Origin of the sequence: Pseudomonas sp. 2,4-D (assembly GCF_030418155.1) — a bacterium.
In the GTDB taxonomy this organism is placed as follows: Bacteria; Pseudomonadota; Gammaproteobacteria; order Pseudomonadales; family Pseudomonadaceae; genus Aquipseudomonas; species Aquipseudomonas alloputida.
Genome location: NZ_JAUHUI010000033.1, coordinates 53062 through 69882, shown reverse-complemented (window position 1 = coordinate 69882; position 16821 = coordinate 53062). Strand labels below are relative to the sequence as shown.

Here is a 16821-nt window from a genome sequence, read left to right as displayed (position 1 = left end):
CTGGCCCGAAACAAACGTAGGAGCGGGTTTACCCGCGAAGCGCCGCGCGGGCGGCGCTCGATCTCACAGGCGCTGAATATCTCAAGCCGGCCACCTGGCAGCCCTGATGCAATCCCCCCTCCCCCAACCACACAACCCGCTACCAGACAAGCTAACAGTTGTCGAGATATGGTTGGGCCAGTCCTTTGCGTATACTGCAACCTATGTTCGCCCACACTGCTTTGCGCCAGCGTTGCGCCAAATGGCTTCTCGCAACCGGACTCTTTCTGCTGCTAGGTGCCTGCGTTGAAAAACCCAGCACCCTCGAGCGCGTGAAGGAGGACGGCGTGCTGCGCGTGATCACACGCAACAGCCCGGCAACCTACTTCCAGGACCGTAACGGCGAAACCGGCTTCGAATACGAACTGGTCCAGCATTTCGCCGACGATCTCGGCGTAAAGCTGCAGATCGAGACCGCCGACAACCTGGACGAGCTGTACGACGCCCTCGGCAAACCCTCCGGCCCTGTACTGGCTGCCGCCGGCCTGGTCAGCAGTGAGCGGCGCAAAACCCAGGTGAGATACTCCCATCCCTATCTGGAGGTGACCCCGCAGGTCATCTACCGCAACGGCCGCCCGCGCCCCACCGGCGCCAAGGGTTTGGTCGGCAAGAAGATCATGGTACTCAAGGGCAGCAGCCATGCTGACCAGCTGGCCGAGCTGAAAAAGCAGTACCCGGCCTTGCAATACGAGGAATCCGACGCCGTCGAAGTGGTCGACCTGCTGCGCATGGTGGACGAAGGTCAGATCGACTTGACCCTGGTGGACTCCAACGAACTGGCGATGAACCAGGTGTATTTCCCCAACGTGCGGGTCGCCTTCGATTTGGGCGAAACCCGTGACCAACGCTGGGCAGTGGCCGCAGGCGAAGACAACAGCCTGCTCAACGAAATCAACGAATTTCTCGACAAGGCGCAGAAAAACGGCACCCTTCAACGCTTGAAGGACCGCTACTACGGTCATGTCGACGTACTTGGCTATGTCGGCGCCTACACCTTCGCCCAGCATCTGCAACAGCGCCTGCCCAAGTACGAGAAGCACTTCAAGAGCTACGCCAAGGTCGAGCAGGTCGACTGGCGCCTGTTGGCAGCCATCGGCTACCAGGAATCGATGTGGCAGCCGGAAGTCACCTCCAAGACCGGCGTGCGCGGCCTGATGATGCTGACCCAGCGCACCGCCCAGGCCATGGGTGTGTCGAACCGACTGGACCCGAGGCAGAGCATCCAGGGCGGCGCCAAGTACTTCATGAAGATCAAAGAAGAGCTTGACGACAGCATCAAGGAGCCGGACCGCACCTGGTTCGCCCTTGCCGCCTACAATGTGGGTGGCGGCCACCTGGAAGACGCCCGCACCTTGGCCAAGCGCGAAAAGCTCAACCCGAACAAGTGGCTGGACGTGAAGAAGATGCTGCCGCGGCTGGCTCAGAAGCAGTGGTATCGGCAGACCAAGTACGGCTATGCCCGTGGGGGCGAACCGGTGCATTTCGTGGCCAACATCCGCCGTTACTACGACATCCTCACCTGGGTGACCCAGCCGCAGCTCGAAGGCCAGGTGGCCGAGGGCAACCTGCATGTGCCCGGGGTCAACAAGGACAAGCCAGCGGATAAGTCGTCGCCGATGTAAGTCAGCAGGCCTCTTCGCGGGTAAACCCGCGCCTACAAGATTTGCGCAGAGCCTGCAGGAGCGGACTTGCCCGCGAAGAGCCCGGTGCAGCTCAAGCCTTGGCCCGGCGGGCCTTGAAGAAGTCGCTGAGGATCTGCCCGCACTCTTGCGCCAGCACCCCACCCTCCACCATCACCCGGTGGTTGAGAAAGCCTTGGCCAAAGAACTGCCCCTGGCTCTGCACGATCCCGGCCTTGGGCTCCAGCGCGCCAAACACCACGCGCATCACCCGCGAATGCACGATCAACCCTGCACACATGCTGCACGGCTCCAGGGTCACATACAGTGTGCTGCCGGGTAGCCGGTAGTTGCTGGCCGACCTGGCTGCCGCCCTGATCGCCACCATCTCGGCATGCGCGCTGGGGTCACTGTCGATGATCGGTCGGTTGAAACCCTGGCCGATCACCTGGCCATGCTGCACCAGCACCGCCCCCACCGGCACCTCGCCCAGCGCCGCGCCTTCGGCGGCCAAGGCCAGCGCCAGACGCATGAATTCCTGATCGCGACTGCGATCGATGATCTGCGGGCGCATCAGACCACCGCGATCGCGGCCATCAGGCCGGTTTCCATGTGGTCGATGACGTGGCAGTGAAACATCCAGGTCCCAGGGTTATCCGCCACCAGTGCTACCTGGGCGCGCTCGTTCTTGCCCAGCAAGTAGGTGTCGGTGAACCACGGTTCCTTGATGTCGTGACGGTTGGAGGCGATCACCTTGAAGCTCATGCCATGCAAGTGGATCGGGTGCTGATACTGGGTCATGTTCTTAAGCTCGAAGATGTAGCTCTTGCCTTTCTGCAACGTGGCGATGGGGCGGTCGGCGCAGGTCTTGTCGGTAATATCCCAGGCCTGGCCGTTGATCTGCCACATGCTCGACGGCTTGGCCGGATCAGGGGTGACAGAGACGTTGGCCGCCCACTCGAAATTGAAGTTCAGCTTTTCGGCATTCTCCAGGTCCGGCTCGGCGATCGGATTGGGCGGCAGCGCTGGCGGCCAGTCACTCGGCACGTCGTTGCTGGCCACCGAACGCAGGGTGCCCAGGCGCACGAAACCGTCGCGCAGGGAAATTTCCTCACCCGCCTCGGGAATGCGGATGGCGAGGCAGATACGCATGCCCGGGCCTAGCCAGTACTCATCCAGCGCTCGCGGGGTCACCGGGTTGCCGTCAAGGGCATAGATTCTCGCCTCGCAGTTGCCCTTGAGGTTGAGGCGGTAGGTCCAGGTGTTGTCCAGGTTCAGCAGGCGCACCCGCACCACCTGGCCGGCCGGTAGCTCGGTGATCGAGTCGGCCTGGCCGTTGATGGTGATCAACCGCCCGGCAGTGCCGTTGCGCGCGGCCTCGCGCGGGATGCTGAAAGGCAGCCATGCGCCCTGCTCGTCCACATGCCAGTTCTTCAGGCTCAGCGTACGCTCATGCAGGAACCCGGTGGGTTCACGCTCCTCGACGATCAGCGGCCCGACCAGACCGCGGCCTAGCTCCTCGGAGCTGCTGACATGGGGGTGATACCAATAGCTGCCGGCGTCCGGCACGCGGAATTTGTAATCGAAGTACTCACCAGGCTTGACCGGCAGTTGCGAAACGTATGGCACACCATCCATCTCCAGCGGCAGGCGGATGCCGTGCCAGTGGATGGTGGTTTCGACCGGCAGGTGATTGATGAAACGCACCCGCAACCAGGTGCCTTGGCGTACCCGCAGTTCGGTGCCAGGTGCCGATGGGCCGAAGGCCCAGGCTTCGGTCTTGAAACCCGGCACCAGCTCCACTTCCAGTGGGGCGGCAATCAGCTCGTAGTCGTGCCCGGCATTCTCGTCCTCGACCTTGCCCAGCCAGTAGCGCGCCGCGCCCCCGGCGCCCAGGCCTACCACAACCAGACCAGTAAGGCCTTTGAGCATTTGTCGACGGGTAAAGGACATCGGTGCGGGTACCTCGTTTCTGCGCAATCAGTCTGCCAGCAGGGGCTGGCGATGAAGGGCGAATACGATACACCTGCATTTGCGAAATATTAAGTGAAGTCTTGTCGCACGACCGGTTAGCGGCCGCGATCGCCAGTGGCAACCCGCTCCCCCCTCGGTACCCAACCAACGCCCCGGGGCTGGCTTGCCGAATTCAGGGTGGGCTGCTTAAGTCTAAAAACGGGGTGCGCAGGTGCTGGCCTTTTGCCCGCCTATCGCGTCAGACAAGACGCCAGCTCTGTGAATGCGAAGGTAGACACCATGTGGCTCAGGAATTCATTACTGCATATCTCGCTCCTGCTCGCTGCAGGCCTGCTGCTGGCACCGAAGATCATCCTGATCGAGTTTTTCTCCCATCGATGGGTGGAGACCGGTATTTTCGATATTGCCCTGTACTTGCTTCAAGACGTGCTGTTAGTGGTCGCCCTCTATGTGATTGCCGCCAACACCATTACCAGAAACAAATTCAACTTCTATCTGTTGAGCATCGCCTCAGGCGCCTTGCTGCTGTTCCTGCTGGTGGACATGCGTGTTCGGGAGCTATGGCTGAAGCCACTGGACTGGCAACTGATAAGCTACAGCCTGCAAAACGCAAGCAACCTGACCTCCGGGGCCGAGGTGTTTCTCACGCAAGCTGCCGGTTTCGGGCACACATTCAGGTTCATTGTCTTTGTGCTTTTTCTGGCTTACCTGGCGACCTGGTCTTTCGCTGGGCTGGCAACCTGCATCGCTTATAAAGAACAGCGCACCCGCACAGTAAAGAAAAGACAGCACCTCTGGGCATCACTGCTGGTGATAGGCGCCCTGCTCTTCGGCTCCATCCATGCCAAAGACGCGCGCTATCACCTGAACGAAAACATTGTCATCAGCCCGCTGGTCACAACACTCAGAAACACCACTTCCTTGACCGCAGCGCCGCATAGACCATCGCTGCCATTCGAACAACCCGCCTACCCGCTGACCAGCGTCAACGAAATCCGAAAACTTCAATCTCACCCCACGCCAGACTTCAAGAACCTGGTCTTCATCGTTCTGGAGTCAGTGCGCTGGAACAGCGTGTTTGCTCCCGACATCAAAACCGCCGAGCGGTACCCCACCTTCGATAAGCTCGCTCGGGAGGGCATGCTCTTCAAATCGTACGTCTCAGTGCCTCACTCGTCCAAAGGCTACCACGCGATCCTGACGGGGCTGCATGCCTACCCTGATATTGAAGTCAAAGAGGCCATGCACCTGCTACAACCCAGTGTCATCCATGAGCTGAAGAACAGGAAAAACATGGAAGCCGTCGCCTTCAGCTCGCTGTACCTGCAGTTCGAAAACATGGAGGGCTTCCTGAAATCCATCGGTGTGTCGAATGCTTACGCAGTTTCGGAGCTCGCCGAGAATCGCTCAAAAAACGCCAGTAGCTTCGGTGAGAGTGATGAACAGCTGTTTTCGTCCAGCATCTCTTACCTGGAAAACATCAAAAAGAATGGCAAGGGTTTCATCGCGCTCTACTTCCCAAGCGCAGCCCACTACCCCTACCAATGCAGCCAAGGGCCCCCATTACGGAGCGAGCTGGAAAAGTATGAAGACTGCATAGCCAAAACAGACAGCGTACTGAGTGAAATGCTGACATCCTTCGACAAGCAAGGCCTTCTGGACTCGACATTATTCGTGCTCGTGGGTGACCACGGTGAGTCGTTTGGTGAGCACGGTCTGTTCATCCACAACGCTTCCATGTACGAAGAAGAAGTGAGCGTACCCCTGATTTTCTGGGGCAAGGGAAAGTCACTGCCCAAACCCGCCTCAACGATCAGTCACCAGATCGATATTGCGCCCACGGTTGCCGATTTTTTTGGTGTGACCGATTCCCCCCTCTCTGTACAAGGCATCAGCTTGTTGAGGGAACATGGGAAACGCACATTCTTCATGTCCACGTTCTTTGACCAACTGGCGTCAGCCTTGGTGGAGCACCCTTACAAATACATATACGAATTCAGTTCGGACACCCTGACTAAATACAATATCGAGGATGACCCGCAGGAAAAGCACCCGCAACGCGTGGAGGGTGATGAGTTCATCGCAGTGAGAAGCAGGCTGCTTTCCTATAATGCCTACCAGAAAGCGCTATTTGCCAGAAAGCCAGAAGGATAAGCAATCTGAACGAACAAGAACCAGAAAGCCCGCAATTATGCGGGCTTTCTGGTGTATCCGTGCCTGCGGGTACCAGCCTGGGCTGGCTACCCGATCATTCCCACTCGATAGTGGCAGGCGGCTTGCTCGACACGTCGTAGGTAACGCGCGAGATACCGTCGATTTCGTTGATGATACGACCGCTGACAGTTTCCAGCAGCTCGTACGGCAGGTGTGCCCAACGCGCGGTCATGAAGTCCACGGTCTCGACGGCACGCAGGGCCACGACCCAGGCGTAGCGACGGCCGTCGCCGACGACGCCGACCGACTTGACCGGCTGGAACACCACGAACGCCTGGCTGGTCTTGTGGTACCAGTCGGCCTTGCGCAGCTCTTCGATGAAGATGTGGTCGGCGCGACGCAGGATGTCGGCGTATTCCTTCTTCACTTCACCGAGGATACGCACGCCCAGGCCCGGGCCCGGGAACGGGTGGCGGTAGACCATGTCGTATGGCAGGCCCAGCTCCAGGCCGATCTTGCGCACTTCGTCCTTGAACAGTTCACGCAGCGGCTCGACCAGCTTGAGGTTCATTTCCTCCGGCAGGCCGCCTACGTTGTGGTGCGACTTGATCACGTGGGCCTTGCCGCTCTTGGCGCCAGCCGACTCGATCACGTCCGGGTAGATGGTGCCCTGGGCGAGGAACTGGATGTTCTCCAGCTTGCTGGCTTCGGCATCGAACACATCGATGAAGGTGCGGCCGATGATCTTGCGCTTCTTCTCAGGGTCGGCTTCGCCTTCCAGGTTGTCGAGGAACTGCTTTTCAGCGTCGGCGCGGATCACCTTGACGCCCATGTTCTCTTTGAACATGGCCATCACCTGGTCGCCTTCGTGCAGGCGCAGCAGGCCGTTGTCGACGAATACGCAGGTCAGCTGGTCGCCGATGGCGCGGTGCAGCAGCGCGGCAACCACCGAGCTGTCAACGCCGCCGGACAGGCCCAGCAGAACGTTGGCCGAACCGACTTGCGCACGCACCTGGGCGATGGCGTCTTCGACGATGTTGGACGCCGTCCACAGGGCTTCACAGCCGCAGATGTCCTGCACGAAGCGGGACAGGATGCGACCACCTTGCTTGGTGTGGGTCACTTCGGGGTGGAACTGCACGCCGTAGTAGCCGCGGACGTCGTCGTACATGCCGGCGATCGGGCAGCTTGGGGTGCTGGCCAGAATGTTGAAGTTGCCAGGCATCTGGGTGACCTTGTCACCGTGGCTCATCCACACGTCCAGGCCCAGCACGCCGTCGTCGTCAACGTGGTCTTCGATGCCGTCGAGCAGGCGGCTCTTGCCGACAACGTCCACGCGGGCATAACCGAACTCACGCAGGTCGGAACCTTCTACCTTGCCGCCCATCTGCTCGGCCATGGTCTGCATGCCGTAGCAGATACCCAGCACAGGCACATTCAGGTCAAACACGGCCTGCGGAGCGCGCGGGCTGTTGGCTTCGTGGACCGACTCGGGGCCGCCGGCGAGGATGATGCCGCGCGGGTTGAATTCGCGGATCGCTTCATCGTCCATGTCGAACGGGTGCAGTTCGCAGTACACGCCGATTTCGCGCACGCGGCGGGCGATCAGCTGGGTGTACTGGGAACCGAAATCGAGGATCAGGATGCGGTGAGCGTGAATGTCGAGGGCCATGACTCAATCTCGTCAGTGGAAATCGGAAACGACGCGGGGCTGTCATGACAGCCCCGCTTTATGTTGTAGCTGGAAGCCTCAGCCTACGCGGTAGTTAGGGGCTTCTTTGGTGATTTGCACGTCGTGCACGTGGGACTCGGCCATGCCGGCACCGGTGATGCGCACGAACTCCGGCTTGGTGCGCATTTCTTCGATGGTTGCGCTGCCGGTGTAGCCCATGGACGAACGCAGGCCGCCCATCAGCTGGTGGATGATCGCGGCCAGGGCGCCTTTGTAAGGAACGCGGCCTTCGATGCCTTCCGGTACCAGCTTCTCGGCGCCGGCCGAGGAGTCCTGGAAGTAACGGTCGGACGAGCCTTGCGCCTGTGCCATGGCACCCAGCGAGCCCATGCCGCGGTAGGCCTTGTAGGAACGGCCCTGGAACAGCTCGACTTCACCCGGGGCCTCTTCGGTACCGGCGAACATCGAACCCATCATCACGCAGGAAGCACCGGCAACGATGGCCTTGGACAGGTCACCGGAGAAGCGGATACCGCCGTCAGCGATCAGTGGCACGCCAGTGCCTTCCAGTGCTGCGGCGACGTTGGCGATGGCGCTGATTTGCGGCACGCCGACACCGGCAACGATACGAGTGGTGCAGATAGAGCCAGGGCCGATACCGACCTTGACCGCATCGGCACCCGCTTCGGCCAGGGCCTTGGCGGCAGCGCCGGTGGCGATGTTGCCGCCGATCACCTGCACTTGCGGGTAGGTTTCCTTCACCCAGCGTACGCGGTCGATCACACCTTTGGAGTGGCCGTGGGCAGTGTCGACGACGACGACATCAACGCCAGCCGCCACCAGGGCAGCAACGCGCTCGCCGGTGTCCTTGCCGGTGCCGACGGCGGCCCCGACGCGCAGGCGACCTTGGTCGTCCTTGCTGGCCAGCGGGTAAGCCTTGGCCTTTTCGATGTCCTTGACGGTCATCATGCCCTTGAGGTTGAACTTGTCGTCAACGATCAGGACTTTTTCCAGGCGATGCTTGTGCAGCAGCTCGCGAACTTCGTTCTTGTCGGCGCCTTCGCGGACGGTGACCAGGCGCTCTTTCGGCGTCATCACGTCGCGAACCTTGGCGTCCAGGCGATTTTCGAAGCGCACGTCACGGGAGGTGACGATGCCGACCAGGTCGCCGTTGGCCAATACTGGCACGCCGGAGATGTTGTTCAGGCGGGTCAGCTCGAACAGGTCGCGCACAGTGGCATCGGCGTCGATGGTGATCGGGTCCTTGACCACGCCAGCCTCGAACTTCTTGACCTTGCGCACTTCGCCGGCCTGTTGTTCGATGGTCATGTTCTTGTGGATGATGCCGATACCGCCTTCCTGAGCCATGGCAATGGCCAGACGCGCTTCGGTCACGGTATCCATGGCAGCGGAAACCAGCGGAATGTTCAGCTCGATGCCACGGGTCAAACGGGTCTTGAGACTGACTTCATTGGGCAGTACCTCGGAATAGCCAGGTACAAGGAGGATATCGTCGAAGGTCAGGGCTTCTTGGCTGATACGCAGCATCGCGGGGGCTCCCGGGCGGGAAAAATGGAAGCGCGCCATTATACTCATGCATGGCGCGCCGCTCAATGCAAAATAAGGGCCTTCGGTCAGGCTTGTGGCAGTTTTACCTGCACCACGGCCACCGGCTGGTCGAGCCAGTCGGCGAAGCTGTCGAGAAAGGCCTGGGTGAACCCGGCCTCGCCCCAGTTGTTGAAGATGAACCCCAGGTTGGAAAAGGCACATGGCTGCAGGTAAATGAAGCCATTGATGTCATCTTCGAAGCCGCACAGTGGGCAGGTGAAGTTGTCGCTCACTGCCGGCATCCACTCTTCCAGGCTTTCGAACAACGGCTCACCTACCTCGCGCCGGCACTCCGGGCAACCGGCTTCTTCGAGGAAGCCTTCGGTGGGGGTATAGATGCAGCGTTTGAGCATCACTTCCAGGCCGTTGACCGGTTCGTCGAAGGGCAGTTTTTCCGGGTGCAGGGCCACTTTGCGCGCCCCTGCCGCCAGGGCGTGGCCCATGCGGTTGCCGGTGCGGCCACAGGTGGTCAGCTGCTCCTCGACGACCTTTTCGCGCACCAGCCAGCGCAGGATGGCACGGGCACGGGCTTCATGCACCGGGACGGTAGACAGCTTTGGAACGATGATGCTCTGGGTGTTCATGAACGGGACAAGCCTGAGAAACGCCGGTAATGACGCAATTCTACCGCTCAGGCGCTCAGGTAGCGACCAATCAACGCCAGCCCACTGGCCAGCACCAGCCAGGTCACCAGCCGTACGAACGCTTCGCGGGACAACCGGTTGGTCAACCGACGCCCTACCCAAAGGCCAATGAACATGACAGGCAGCAGGGAGACGGCGAGCAGCAGCAGGCTTTGGTCGGCATAGACACCGGCAATCAGGAACAGTGACAGACGCACTATCGTACTGCAGCTGATCAGCGCGCTCTGGGTGGCGCGTACCTGTTCCTTCACCTCCAGCCGTGCGCTCAGGTAAAGGGCATATAGAAACCCGCCGCTGCCGAACAAAGCCCCGAACAACCCGCCTGCCGTGCCCATCGGCATCGCCCAGAAGCCGGACAGGCTGGCTGGCCTCACTTTCACTGCCAGCCCGTAAACTGCATAGGCAGTCACGAATACCCCCATCAACAGCAGCAACAGGTCGGACTTCAGTTGCAGCAGGAACACCACGCCCAACGTACAACCCAAGGCCATGAAGGGCAGCAGCCGCAGCAATTCACTGCGGACCACATCCCGGCGCGACGGCAGCAGGTTGCCGAACGCGGCCACGAAATCCAGCAGCACCAGCAACGGGATGATGCGTGACAACGGCATGAAGTGAATCAGCACCGGCCCCGCCACGAGTGCAGTACCGAAGCCGGCGATGCCGAAGACGATGTAGGCCGCGGCAATGGCGAACAGGATCGGCAGCCAGTCAAGGCCGGAAAACGACAGTTGGGCAAGCATGGCAGCAGTTCCTGGGAAGACAGGCAAAGGTTAGCCAGCCATGAGCCATGCCGACTAATATGCCTTTAGCCCAAAAGCCATCTCGAAAAGGCATGACATGACGTCGATCCGACAATTGCGTTACTTCGTGGAAATCGCCGAGTGTGGCAGTTTCAGCAGTGCAGCCGAGCGACTGTACGTCGCCCAGTCGGCCCTCAGCCGGCAGATCAAGGAACTGGAGCAGCAACTGGGCACGCCGCTGTTCGAACGCACGGCGCGCCTGCCTCGCCTGACGCTGGCCGGTCAGGCCTTTCTTGAACGGGCGCGACGCTTGCTGGCTGACCTGGCACAGGCTGAGCGGGTTACCCGTGACATTGGCCAAGGGTTGCAAGGCAGCTTGCGCCTGAACCATTCCAGCACCGTGCCGCTGACCGGCGGGCTTCTGGCTCGCCTGGGGAACTACCTGAAGCACAACCCGGGGGTTTCGCTGGAGATTGCGCAGCAGTCATCGGAGGCACAGCTGGAAGACATTGCTGCCGGACGGCTGGATATCGGCCTGTTGCGCTTGCCGGTGCTGCGCCAGCATGAAGGCGTGGTGCTGCATGAATTGTTCGACGAACCCTTGTTGCTAGCGGTCGCCGCTGGGCACCCCTTGGCGGGTACTCAGTACGTGCAACTGGAGCAATTGAAGGAAGAACGCTTCATTTCCATCCCGCACCGGGATCGCGGTGGCTTGAGCTACCTGTCTGCCTCGTTGTGCATGGGGGCAGGGTTCTTCCCGCAGGCGGCGCAGGTGCTGTCACGCAAGACTACGCAGTTGCAGCTGATACAGGCGGGGTTTGGGGTTGCGTTGTTGCCAGAGTGCATGAGGCAGATCGCACCCGCTTCGGTCAGCTTCGTGGCACTGGAAGGAGATTGCCAGAGCACAGTGGCGCTGGCCTGTCGCCGCGATGCGGGGCAGATAGCCCGGCAGTTCGTAACGGCCCTGCAGGCCTGAACCTTGTTCTTTGCCGGCACACCTGCTCCAACGGGGCCTGGGACAGACAACCGGGGCCGATGTCATTTATGATGCCTGCCATGATCAAAGACCCTTTCGAACGACTCGGGCTGGACCGCGAGGTCCTTACCGTCAGCCAACTCAACGGCCGCGCCCGCGTGCTGCTGGAAGACGTTTTCCGCAGCGTGTGGGTGGAAGGCGAAATCTCCAACCTCGCCCGCCCGGCGTCCGGCCACATGTACTTCACCCTCAAGGACAGCGGCGCCCAGGTGCGTTGTGCGTTGTTCCGGCAGAACGCCACGCGGGTACGCCAGGCGCTGCGCGACGGCCTGGCGGTGCGGGTGCGTGGCAAGGTTTCGCTGTTCGAGGGACGTGGCGACTACCAACTGATTCTCGACACCGTCGAGCCAGCCGGTGATGGCGCGCTGCGCCTGGCTTTCGAGGCCCTGAAGGAAAAGCTCGGTGCCGAGGGGCTGTTCAGCGCCGAACGAAAGAAGCCACTGCCGGCTCACCCGCAGCGCATCGGCATCATCACCTCGCCCACTGGCGCGGTGATCCGCGACATCATCAGCGTGTTCGGCCGCCGTGCCCCGCAGGTGGAGCTGAACCTGATACCTACGGCGGTACAGGGCCGCGAAGCCATCGCGCAGATCGTACGCGCCATCCGCCTGGCCGACAGCCTCGGCTTCGATGCGCTGATTCTGGCGCGGGGTGGGGGTTCGCTGGAAGACCTGTGGTGTTTCAACGAGGAAGCCGTGGCGCGTGCCGTGGCCGCCTGCGTCACGCCGATTGTCAGCGCCGTGGGCCATGAAACCGACGTGTCGATCAGCGACTTCGTGGCTGACGTGCGCGCGCCCACACCGTCTGCTGCCGCCGAGCTGCTGGCCCCTGACAACAGCGGCCTTCGGCAACGCCTGGATGGCCTGCAACGGCGCCTTCTGCTGCGCATCCAGAACCGCCTGACCCACGACCGCCTGCGCCTGGAGTCACTCACCCGGCGCCTGCGCCACCCAGGCGAGCGTTTGCGCCAGCAGGCTCAACGCCTGGACGACCTGGACATGCGCCTGCGTCGTGCGTTCATGCTCAACCTCAATCAGCGCCGCGAACGACTGGCACGCCTGGACGCCCGCCTGGCCGCACAGCATCCAGGGCGTAACCTGAAACTGCTGAACCAGCGCCTGGACAGCCTGGCCGAGCGCCTGCCACGGGCCATGCGCGAGGTGCTAAAGGACCGTCGCCAGCGGTTCCAGGCCCAGTTGCAGACACTGCAGGTGGTCAGTCCGCTGGCCACCCTGGCCCGCGGATACAGCATTTTGCTGGATGAACAAGGCCAGGCCATTCGCAGCGCCGAACAGACCCGCAACGGCCAACGCCTGACCGCCCGCCTGAACGAAGGCGAGCTGCTGGTGCGGGTCGAAGACAACCACCTGACCCCGGTCACCCTCTCACTACTGGACTGACACATGCCCCGCGTGCTCGCGCCCCTGCTTGCCCTTTCCCTGCTGCTGTTGGCCGGCGGCGCCCAGGCCAGCTACATCACCCGCACACTGAACAAACCGGTACCCGGCGGTGTGGCAGTCGTCGACCTGGGCCCCGCCACCAGCGCACCCAGCGCCCGTTTCGACGGCAAACCGGTGCTGGTGGTGAAGGAGCAGGACAACTGGCTGGCCATCGTCGGCATCCCGCTGACCCAGAAGCCCGGCACCGCAGTGCTGAACCAGGGCGGGCGCACCCTGCCTTTCAGCGTAGGCAGCAAGAAGTACCCTGAGCAGCGCATCACCCTGAAGAACACGCGCCAGGTCAACCCGAACCCCGCCGACCTCAAACGCATCGACCGCGAACTGGCCGAGCAGATCAAGGCCTACCGCAGCTTCAGCCCGAACCTGCCGAGCAACCTGATTCTCGATAAGCCAGTCAACGGCCCGCTTTCGAGCAAGTTCGGCGTGCGCCGCTTCTTCAACGGCGAAGAACGCAACCCGCATGCAGGGCTGGATTTTGCGGTGCCGGCAGGCACGCCGATCAAGACACCCGCCAATGGCAAAGTGATTCTGGTGGGGGATTATTTCTTCAACGGCCGCACGGTGTTCGTCGACCATGGGCAGGGCTTTATCAGCATGTTCTGCCACATGTCGAAAATCGATGTGCAGGTCGGCCAGCAACTGCGTCGTGGCGAGGTGGTCGGACGCGTGGGCTCGACCGGGCGGGCTACCGGGCCGCACATGCACTGGAACGTCAGCCTGAACGATGCGCGGGTGGACCCGGCGATTTTCATTGGCGCGTTCCAGCCCTGAAACTGCGGCGCCTGCTTCGCGGGCACGCCCGCTCCCACAGGTACAGCGAAGCCTTCAGACACAGCACAATACTTGTGGGAGCGGGCATGCCCGCGAAGAGGCCAGCACAGTCGACAGCAGTTCAACTGTGTTGCGCCATCGAAAAATACTGCGCAAACATCAATAAGCGCCCAGCAGATCCAAGCCATAAAATCTCGCCTAATCACTTTTTTTAAGCATTCCTCTCAATTTTTCCCGAACGCTTGCCATCCCCCACCCCACTGGTTAAGTTTGAAGGCATGAAAACCTTCAGCACCCTCATCCTGCTCCGACAACATCGCAGCCTCTGCCTGGTCAGCGCCCGACTACCAGACTGAATCGCGTCGCCTCGCCTCTTTATATCGTTATCGCTCGGCAGGCCCGATCTCGGCCGCACACAAAAGGATTGCTTCCATGACCATGCTCAAAGACCCTTCGAAGAAATACCGCGCTTTCCCGACCATCGACCTGCCTGACCGTACCTGGCCGTCGAAGACCATCACCCAGGCACCTATCTGGTGCAGTTCCGACCTGCGTGACGGCAACCAGTCGCTGATAGAGCCGATGGACTCGGAGAAGAAACTGCGCTTCTGGAAGACCTTGGTGCAGGTTGGCGTGAAGGAGATCGAAGCCTCGTTCCCGTCTGCCTCACAAACCGATTTCGACTTCGTGCGCACCCTGATCGAGGACGGCCACATCCCGGATGACACCACCATCCAGGTGCTCACCCAGGCACGTGAAGACCTGATTGCCCGTACTTTCGAATCGCTGCGCGGTGCAAAGAAGGCCATCGTCCACCTGTACAACGCCACCAGCCCGTCGTTCCGCCGCATCGTCTTCAATCAGGACAAGCAAGGCGTGAAGGAAATCGCGGTGAACGCGGCCAAGCTGTTCGTCAAGTACGCCGCCCAGCAGCCAGAAACCCAGTGGACCTTCCAGTACTCGCCAGAAACCTTCAGCGCCACTGAAATGGAGTTCGCCAAGGAGGTCTGCGACGCGGTCATCGAGGTGTGGAACCCTACCCCTGAACACAAGATCATCCTCAACCTGCCGGCCACCGTGGAAGTGTCCACGCCAAATATCTACGCCGACCAGATCGAGTGGTTCTGCCGCAATGTCAGCCGCCGCGACAGCGTGATCATCAGCCTGCACTGCCACAACGACCGTGGCACCGGCATCGCTGCCACCGAACTGGGCCTCATGGCCGGCGCCGACCGTGCCGAAGGCTGCCTGTTCGGCAACGGCGAGCGTACCGGTAACGTCGACCTGGTGACCTTGGCACTGAACCTCTACACCCAAGGCATCGACCCGTTGCTGGACTTCTCCGACATCGACGGCGTGCGCAAGGTGGTCGAAGAATGCAACCAGTTGCCGGTACATCCACGTCACCCGTATGTGGGCGACCTGGTCCATACCGCGTTCTCCGGCTCGCACCAGGACGCCATCCGCAAGGGCTTCGCCAAGCAGCAGGAAGGCGAATTGTGGGAAGTGCCATACCTGCCGATCGACCCGGCCGACATCGGCCGTAGCTACGAGGCGGTGATCCGCGTCAACAGCCAGTCGGGCAAAGGCGGCATTACCTACCTGCTCGAGCAGGAATACGGCATCAGCCTGCCGCGCCGCATGCAGATCGAATTCAGCCAGGTGGTGCAGGGTGAAACCGACCGTCTGGGCCTGGAAATGACCGCCCAGCAAATCTACAGCCTGTTGCACAAGGAATACCTCCAGGCCAACGCGCCATACGCACTGGTCAGCCATCGCCTGCAGGAAGAAAACGGCCACAGCGCCGTGGAAGTTGAGGTTGCCGGGGAAGGCGAAACCACCCTGCACTGGCGCGGCAAGGGCAACGGCGCCCTGGAAGCACTGGTGGCCGGCCTGCCGATTGCCGTGGAGATCATGGACTACAACGAGCATGCGATTGGCGCCGGCACCAACGCCAAGGCAGCTGCCTACATCGAGCTGCGCGTGGCCGGTGGCCGCCCGGTACATGGCGTGGGTATCGATGAGAACATCACCACGGCCAGCTTCAAGGCCCTGTTCAGTGCGCTGAACCGCTCGCTGAGCCAGCAGGAAGCCAAGGCGGCCTGAAGCCTGGAATGAGGGATGAGAAAGCCTGCATCGTTTGATGCGGGCTTTTTTGTGGGCCTGGACTGGCCTTTTCGCGGGTAAACCCGCTCCTACAACGGCCTTCGCCCAATCACCAATGTGTGTGTCCACCACCGCTCCTACGACGGCCTGTGTCCAACCTCCGGTGTATGTCCACCGCAGATCGGTGCGTAGGAGCGGGTTTACCCGCGAAAAGGCCAGCACAACCACTGCAAATACCCCAGGCAAAAAAAAGGGGCGCCGACCAAGCGCCCCACAAGCCGTAAAGCACACAACTGTTTCAGATGGCGTCCAGCAGCGCCATCGCCTCGGCACTGCACGCTTCGATACGCGCCCAGTCACCGTTCTTGATCCAGCTGCTATCGAGCATCCAGGTTCCCCCCACGCACATCACGTTTGGCAGAGCCATGTAGTTGCGCACGTTGGCCGGGTTCACACCGCCGGTGGGACAAAAACGAATATCGCCGAACGGGCCACCAAAGGCCTTGATCGCCGCTACGCCGCCGCTGATTTCCGCCGGGAACAACTTGAACCGGCGGTAGCCCAGGGCATAGCCCATCATGATTTCGGACGGCGTGCTGATACCCGGCAACAGCGGAATTTCACTGTCCACGCCAGCCTCGAGAATGTCCTGGGTAATGCCAGGGGTAACGACGAACTGCGCGCCCGCAGCTTCAACCGCCGCGAACATGCTGCGGTCGAGCACGGTACCGGCGCCGACACACAGCTCCGGGCGCTGCTCACGCAGCACCTGAATGGCCTTGAGGCCATGCTGTGAGCGCAGGGTCACTTCCAGGGTACGGATACCGCCAGCGGCCAGGGCGTCAGCCAGCGGCAGAATGTCTTCCTCACGAGCAATGGTGATTACCGGCAGGATGCGCGCCTTTTTGCAAATGGCGTCGATCCGCGCGGCTTTATCAGCCATCGAGAGCTTGGGCTGTGGGCGTTCAAGGGTGGTCATGACTGTGGATCCTTGG

13 protein-coding genes are annotated in these 16821 nt (G+C 61.3%); 6 read left to right on the top strand and 7 right to left on the bottom strand.

Translation table 11 applies throughout. The features are described from left to right. The first annotated feature begins 203 nt into the window (after window positions 1-203). Window positions 204-1661 carry a membrane-bound lytic murein transglycosylase MltF gene (gene mltF / locus QYE47_RS20455; protein ID WP_019438119.1) on the top strand — a complete coding sequence of 486 codons (1458 nt, stop codon included), beginning with the start codon at window positions 204-206 and terminating at the stop codon, window positions 1659-1661. 91 nt (window positions 1662-1752) lie between these two features. Here the strand turns inward: mltF and tadA are convergent, their stop codons facing one another. Further along, complete coding sequence (gene tadA / locus QYE47_RS20450) at window positions 1753-2232, bottom strand: tRNA adenosine(34) deaminase TadA (RefSeq protein WP_012051365.1); 480 nt, start codon at window positions 2230-2232, stop codon at window positions 1753-1755. After that, the gene (locus QYE47_RS20445) at window positions 2232-3611 is read right to left on the bottom strand and encodes a multicopper oxidase family protein (RefSeq protein ID WP_070383510.1); all 1380 of its coding nucleotides are present in this window, start codon (window positions 3609-3611) and stop codon (window positions 2232-2234) included. The genes tadA and QYE47_RS20445 overlap by 1 nt, the downstream gene beginning before the upstream one ends. 300 nt (window positions 3612-3911) lie before the next feature. On the opposite strand from QYE47_RS20445, the gene QYE47_RS20440 reads away from it, so the two are divergent. Continuing rightward, a complete protein-coding gene (locus tag QYE47_RS20440) occupies window positions 3912-5786 on the top strand; it encodes an LTA synthase family protein (protein ID WP_070383509.1) in 1875 nt (624 codons plus the stop codon). 94 nt (window positions 5787-5880) lie between these two features. Here QYE47_RS20440 and guaA read toward each other — a convergent pair whose 3' ends face one another. The 4 genes from guaA to QYE47_RS20420 all read right to left on the bottom strand — a co-directional run bounded on the left by guaA (window position 5881) and on the right by QYE47_RS20420 (window position 10453). Further along, the gene (gene guaA, locus QYE47_RS20435; protein WP_010952209.1) at window positions 5881-7458 is read right to left on the bottom strand and encodes a glutamine-hydrolyzing GMP synthase; all 1578 of its coding nucleotides are present in this window, start codon (window positions 7456-7458) and stop codon (window positions 5881-5883) included. Window positions 7459-7536: 78 nt separating this feature from the next. Then, window positions 7537-9006, bottom strand: a complete 1470-nt coding sequence (guaB, locus tag QYE47_RS20430; protein WP_003255025.1) for an IMP dehydrogenase — start codon at window positions 9004-9006, stop codon at window positions 7537-7539. A gap of 86 nt (window positions 9007-9092) precedes the next feature. Beyond that, on the bottom strand, window positions 9093-9650 hold the full coding sequence (locus tag QYE47_RS20425) for a hypothetical protein (RefSeq protein WP_020193644.1): 558 nt from the start codon (window positions 9648-9650) through the stop codon (window positions 9093-9095). A gap of 47 nt (window positions 9651-9697) precedes the next feature. Continuing rightward, the gene (locus QYE47_RS20420; protein WP_070383508.1) at window positions 9698-10453 is read right to left on the bottom strand and encodes a sulfite exporter TauE/SafE family protein; all 756 of its coding nucleotides are present in this window, start codon (window positions 10451-10453) and stop codon (window positions 9698-9700) included. Between the two features lie 97 nt (window positions 10454-10550). On the opposite strand from QYE47_RS20420, the gene QYE47_RS20415 reads away from it, so the two are divergent. The 4 genes from QYE47_RS20415 (at window position 10551) to leuA (ending at window position 15826) form a co-directional block, all read left to right on the top strand. Beyond that, window positions 10551-11429, top strand: coding sequence for a LysR substrate-binding domain-containing protein (locus QYE47_RS20415; RefSeq protein WP_014589873.1), 879 nt, complete (start codon window positions 10551-10553; stop codon window positions 11427-11429). 80 nt (window positions 11430-11509) lie between these two features. Next, entirely contained in the window at window positions 11510-12889 is a 1380-nt protein-coding gene (gene xseA / locus QYE47_RS20410; protein ID WP_026031907.1) for an exodeoxyribonuclease VII large subunit, read from the top strand. Window positions 12890-12892: 3 nt separating this feature from the next. Beyond that, complete coding sequence (locus QYE47_RS20405; RefSeq protein ID WP_014589871.1) at window positions 12893-13720, top strand: M23 family metallopeptidase; 828 nt, start codon at window positions 12893-12895, stop codon at window positions 13718-13720. A gap of 432 nt (window positions 13721-14152) precedes the next feature. Beyond that, the gene (gene leuA, locus QYE47_RS20400; protein ID WP_070383507.1) at window positions 14153-15826 is read left to right on the top strand and encodes a 2-isopropylmalate synthase; all 1674 of its coding nucleotides are present in this window, start codon (window positions 14153-14155) and stop codon (window positions 15824-15826) included. 298 nt (window positions 15827-16124) lie between these two features. Here the strand turns inward: leuA and QYE47_RS20395 are convergent, their stop codons facing one another. Continuing rightward, entirely contained in the window at window positions 16125-16805 is a 681-nt protein-coding gene (locus tag QYE47_RS20395; RefSeq protein WP_014589869.1) for a bifunctional 4-hydroxy-2-oxoglutarate aldolase/2-dehydro-3-deoxy-phosphogluconate aldolase, read from the bottom strand. Window positions 16806-16821: the final 16 nt, after the last annotated feature.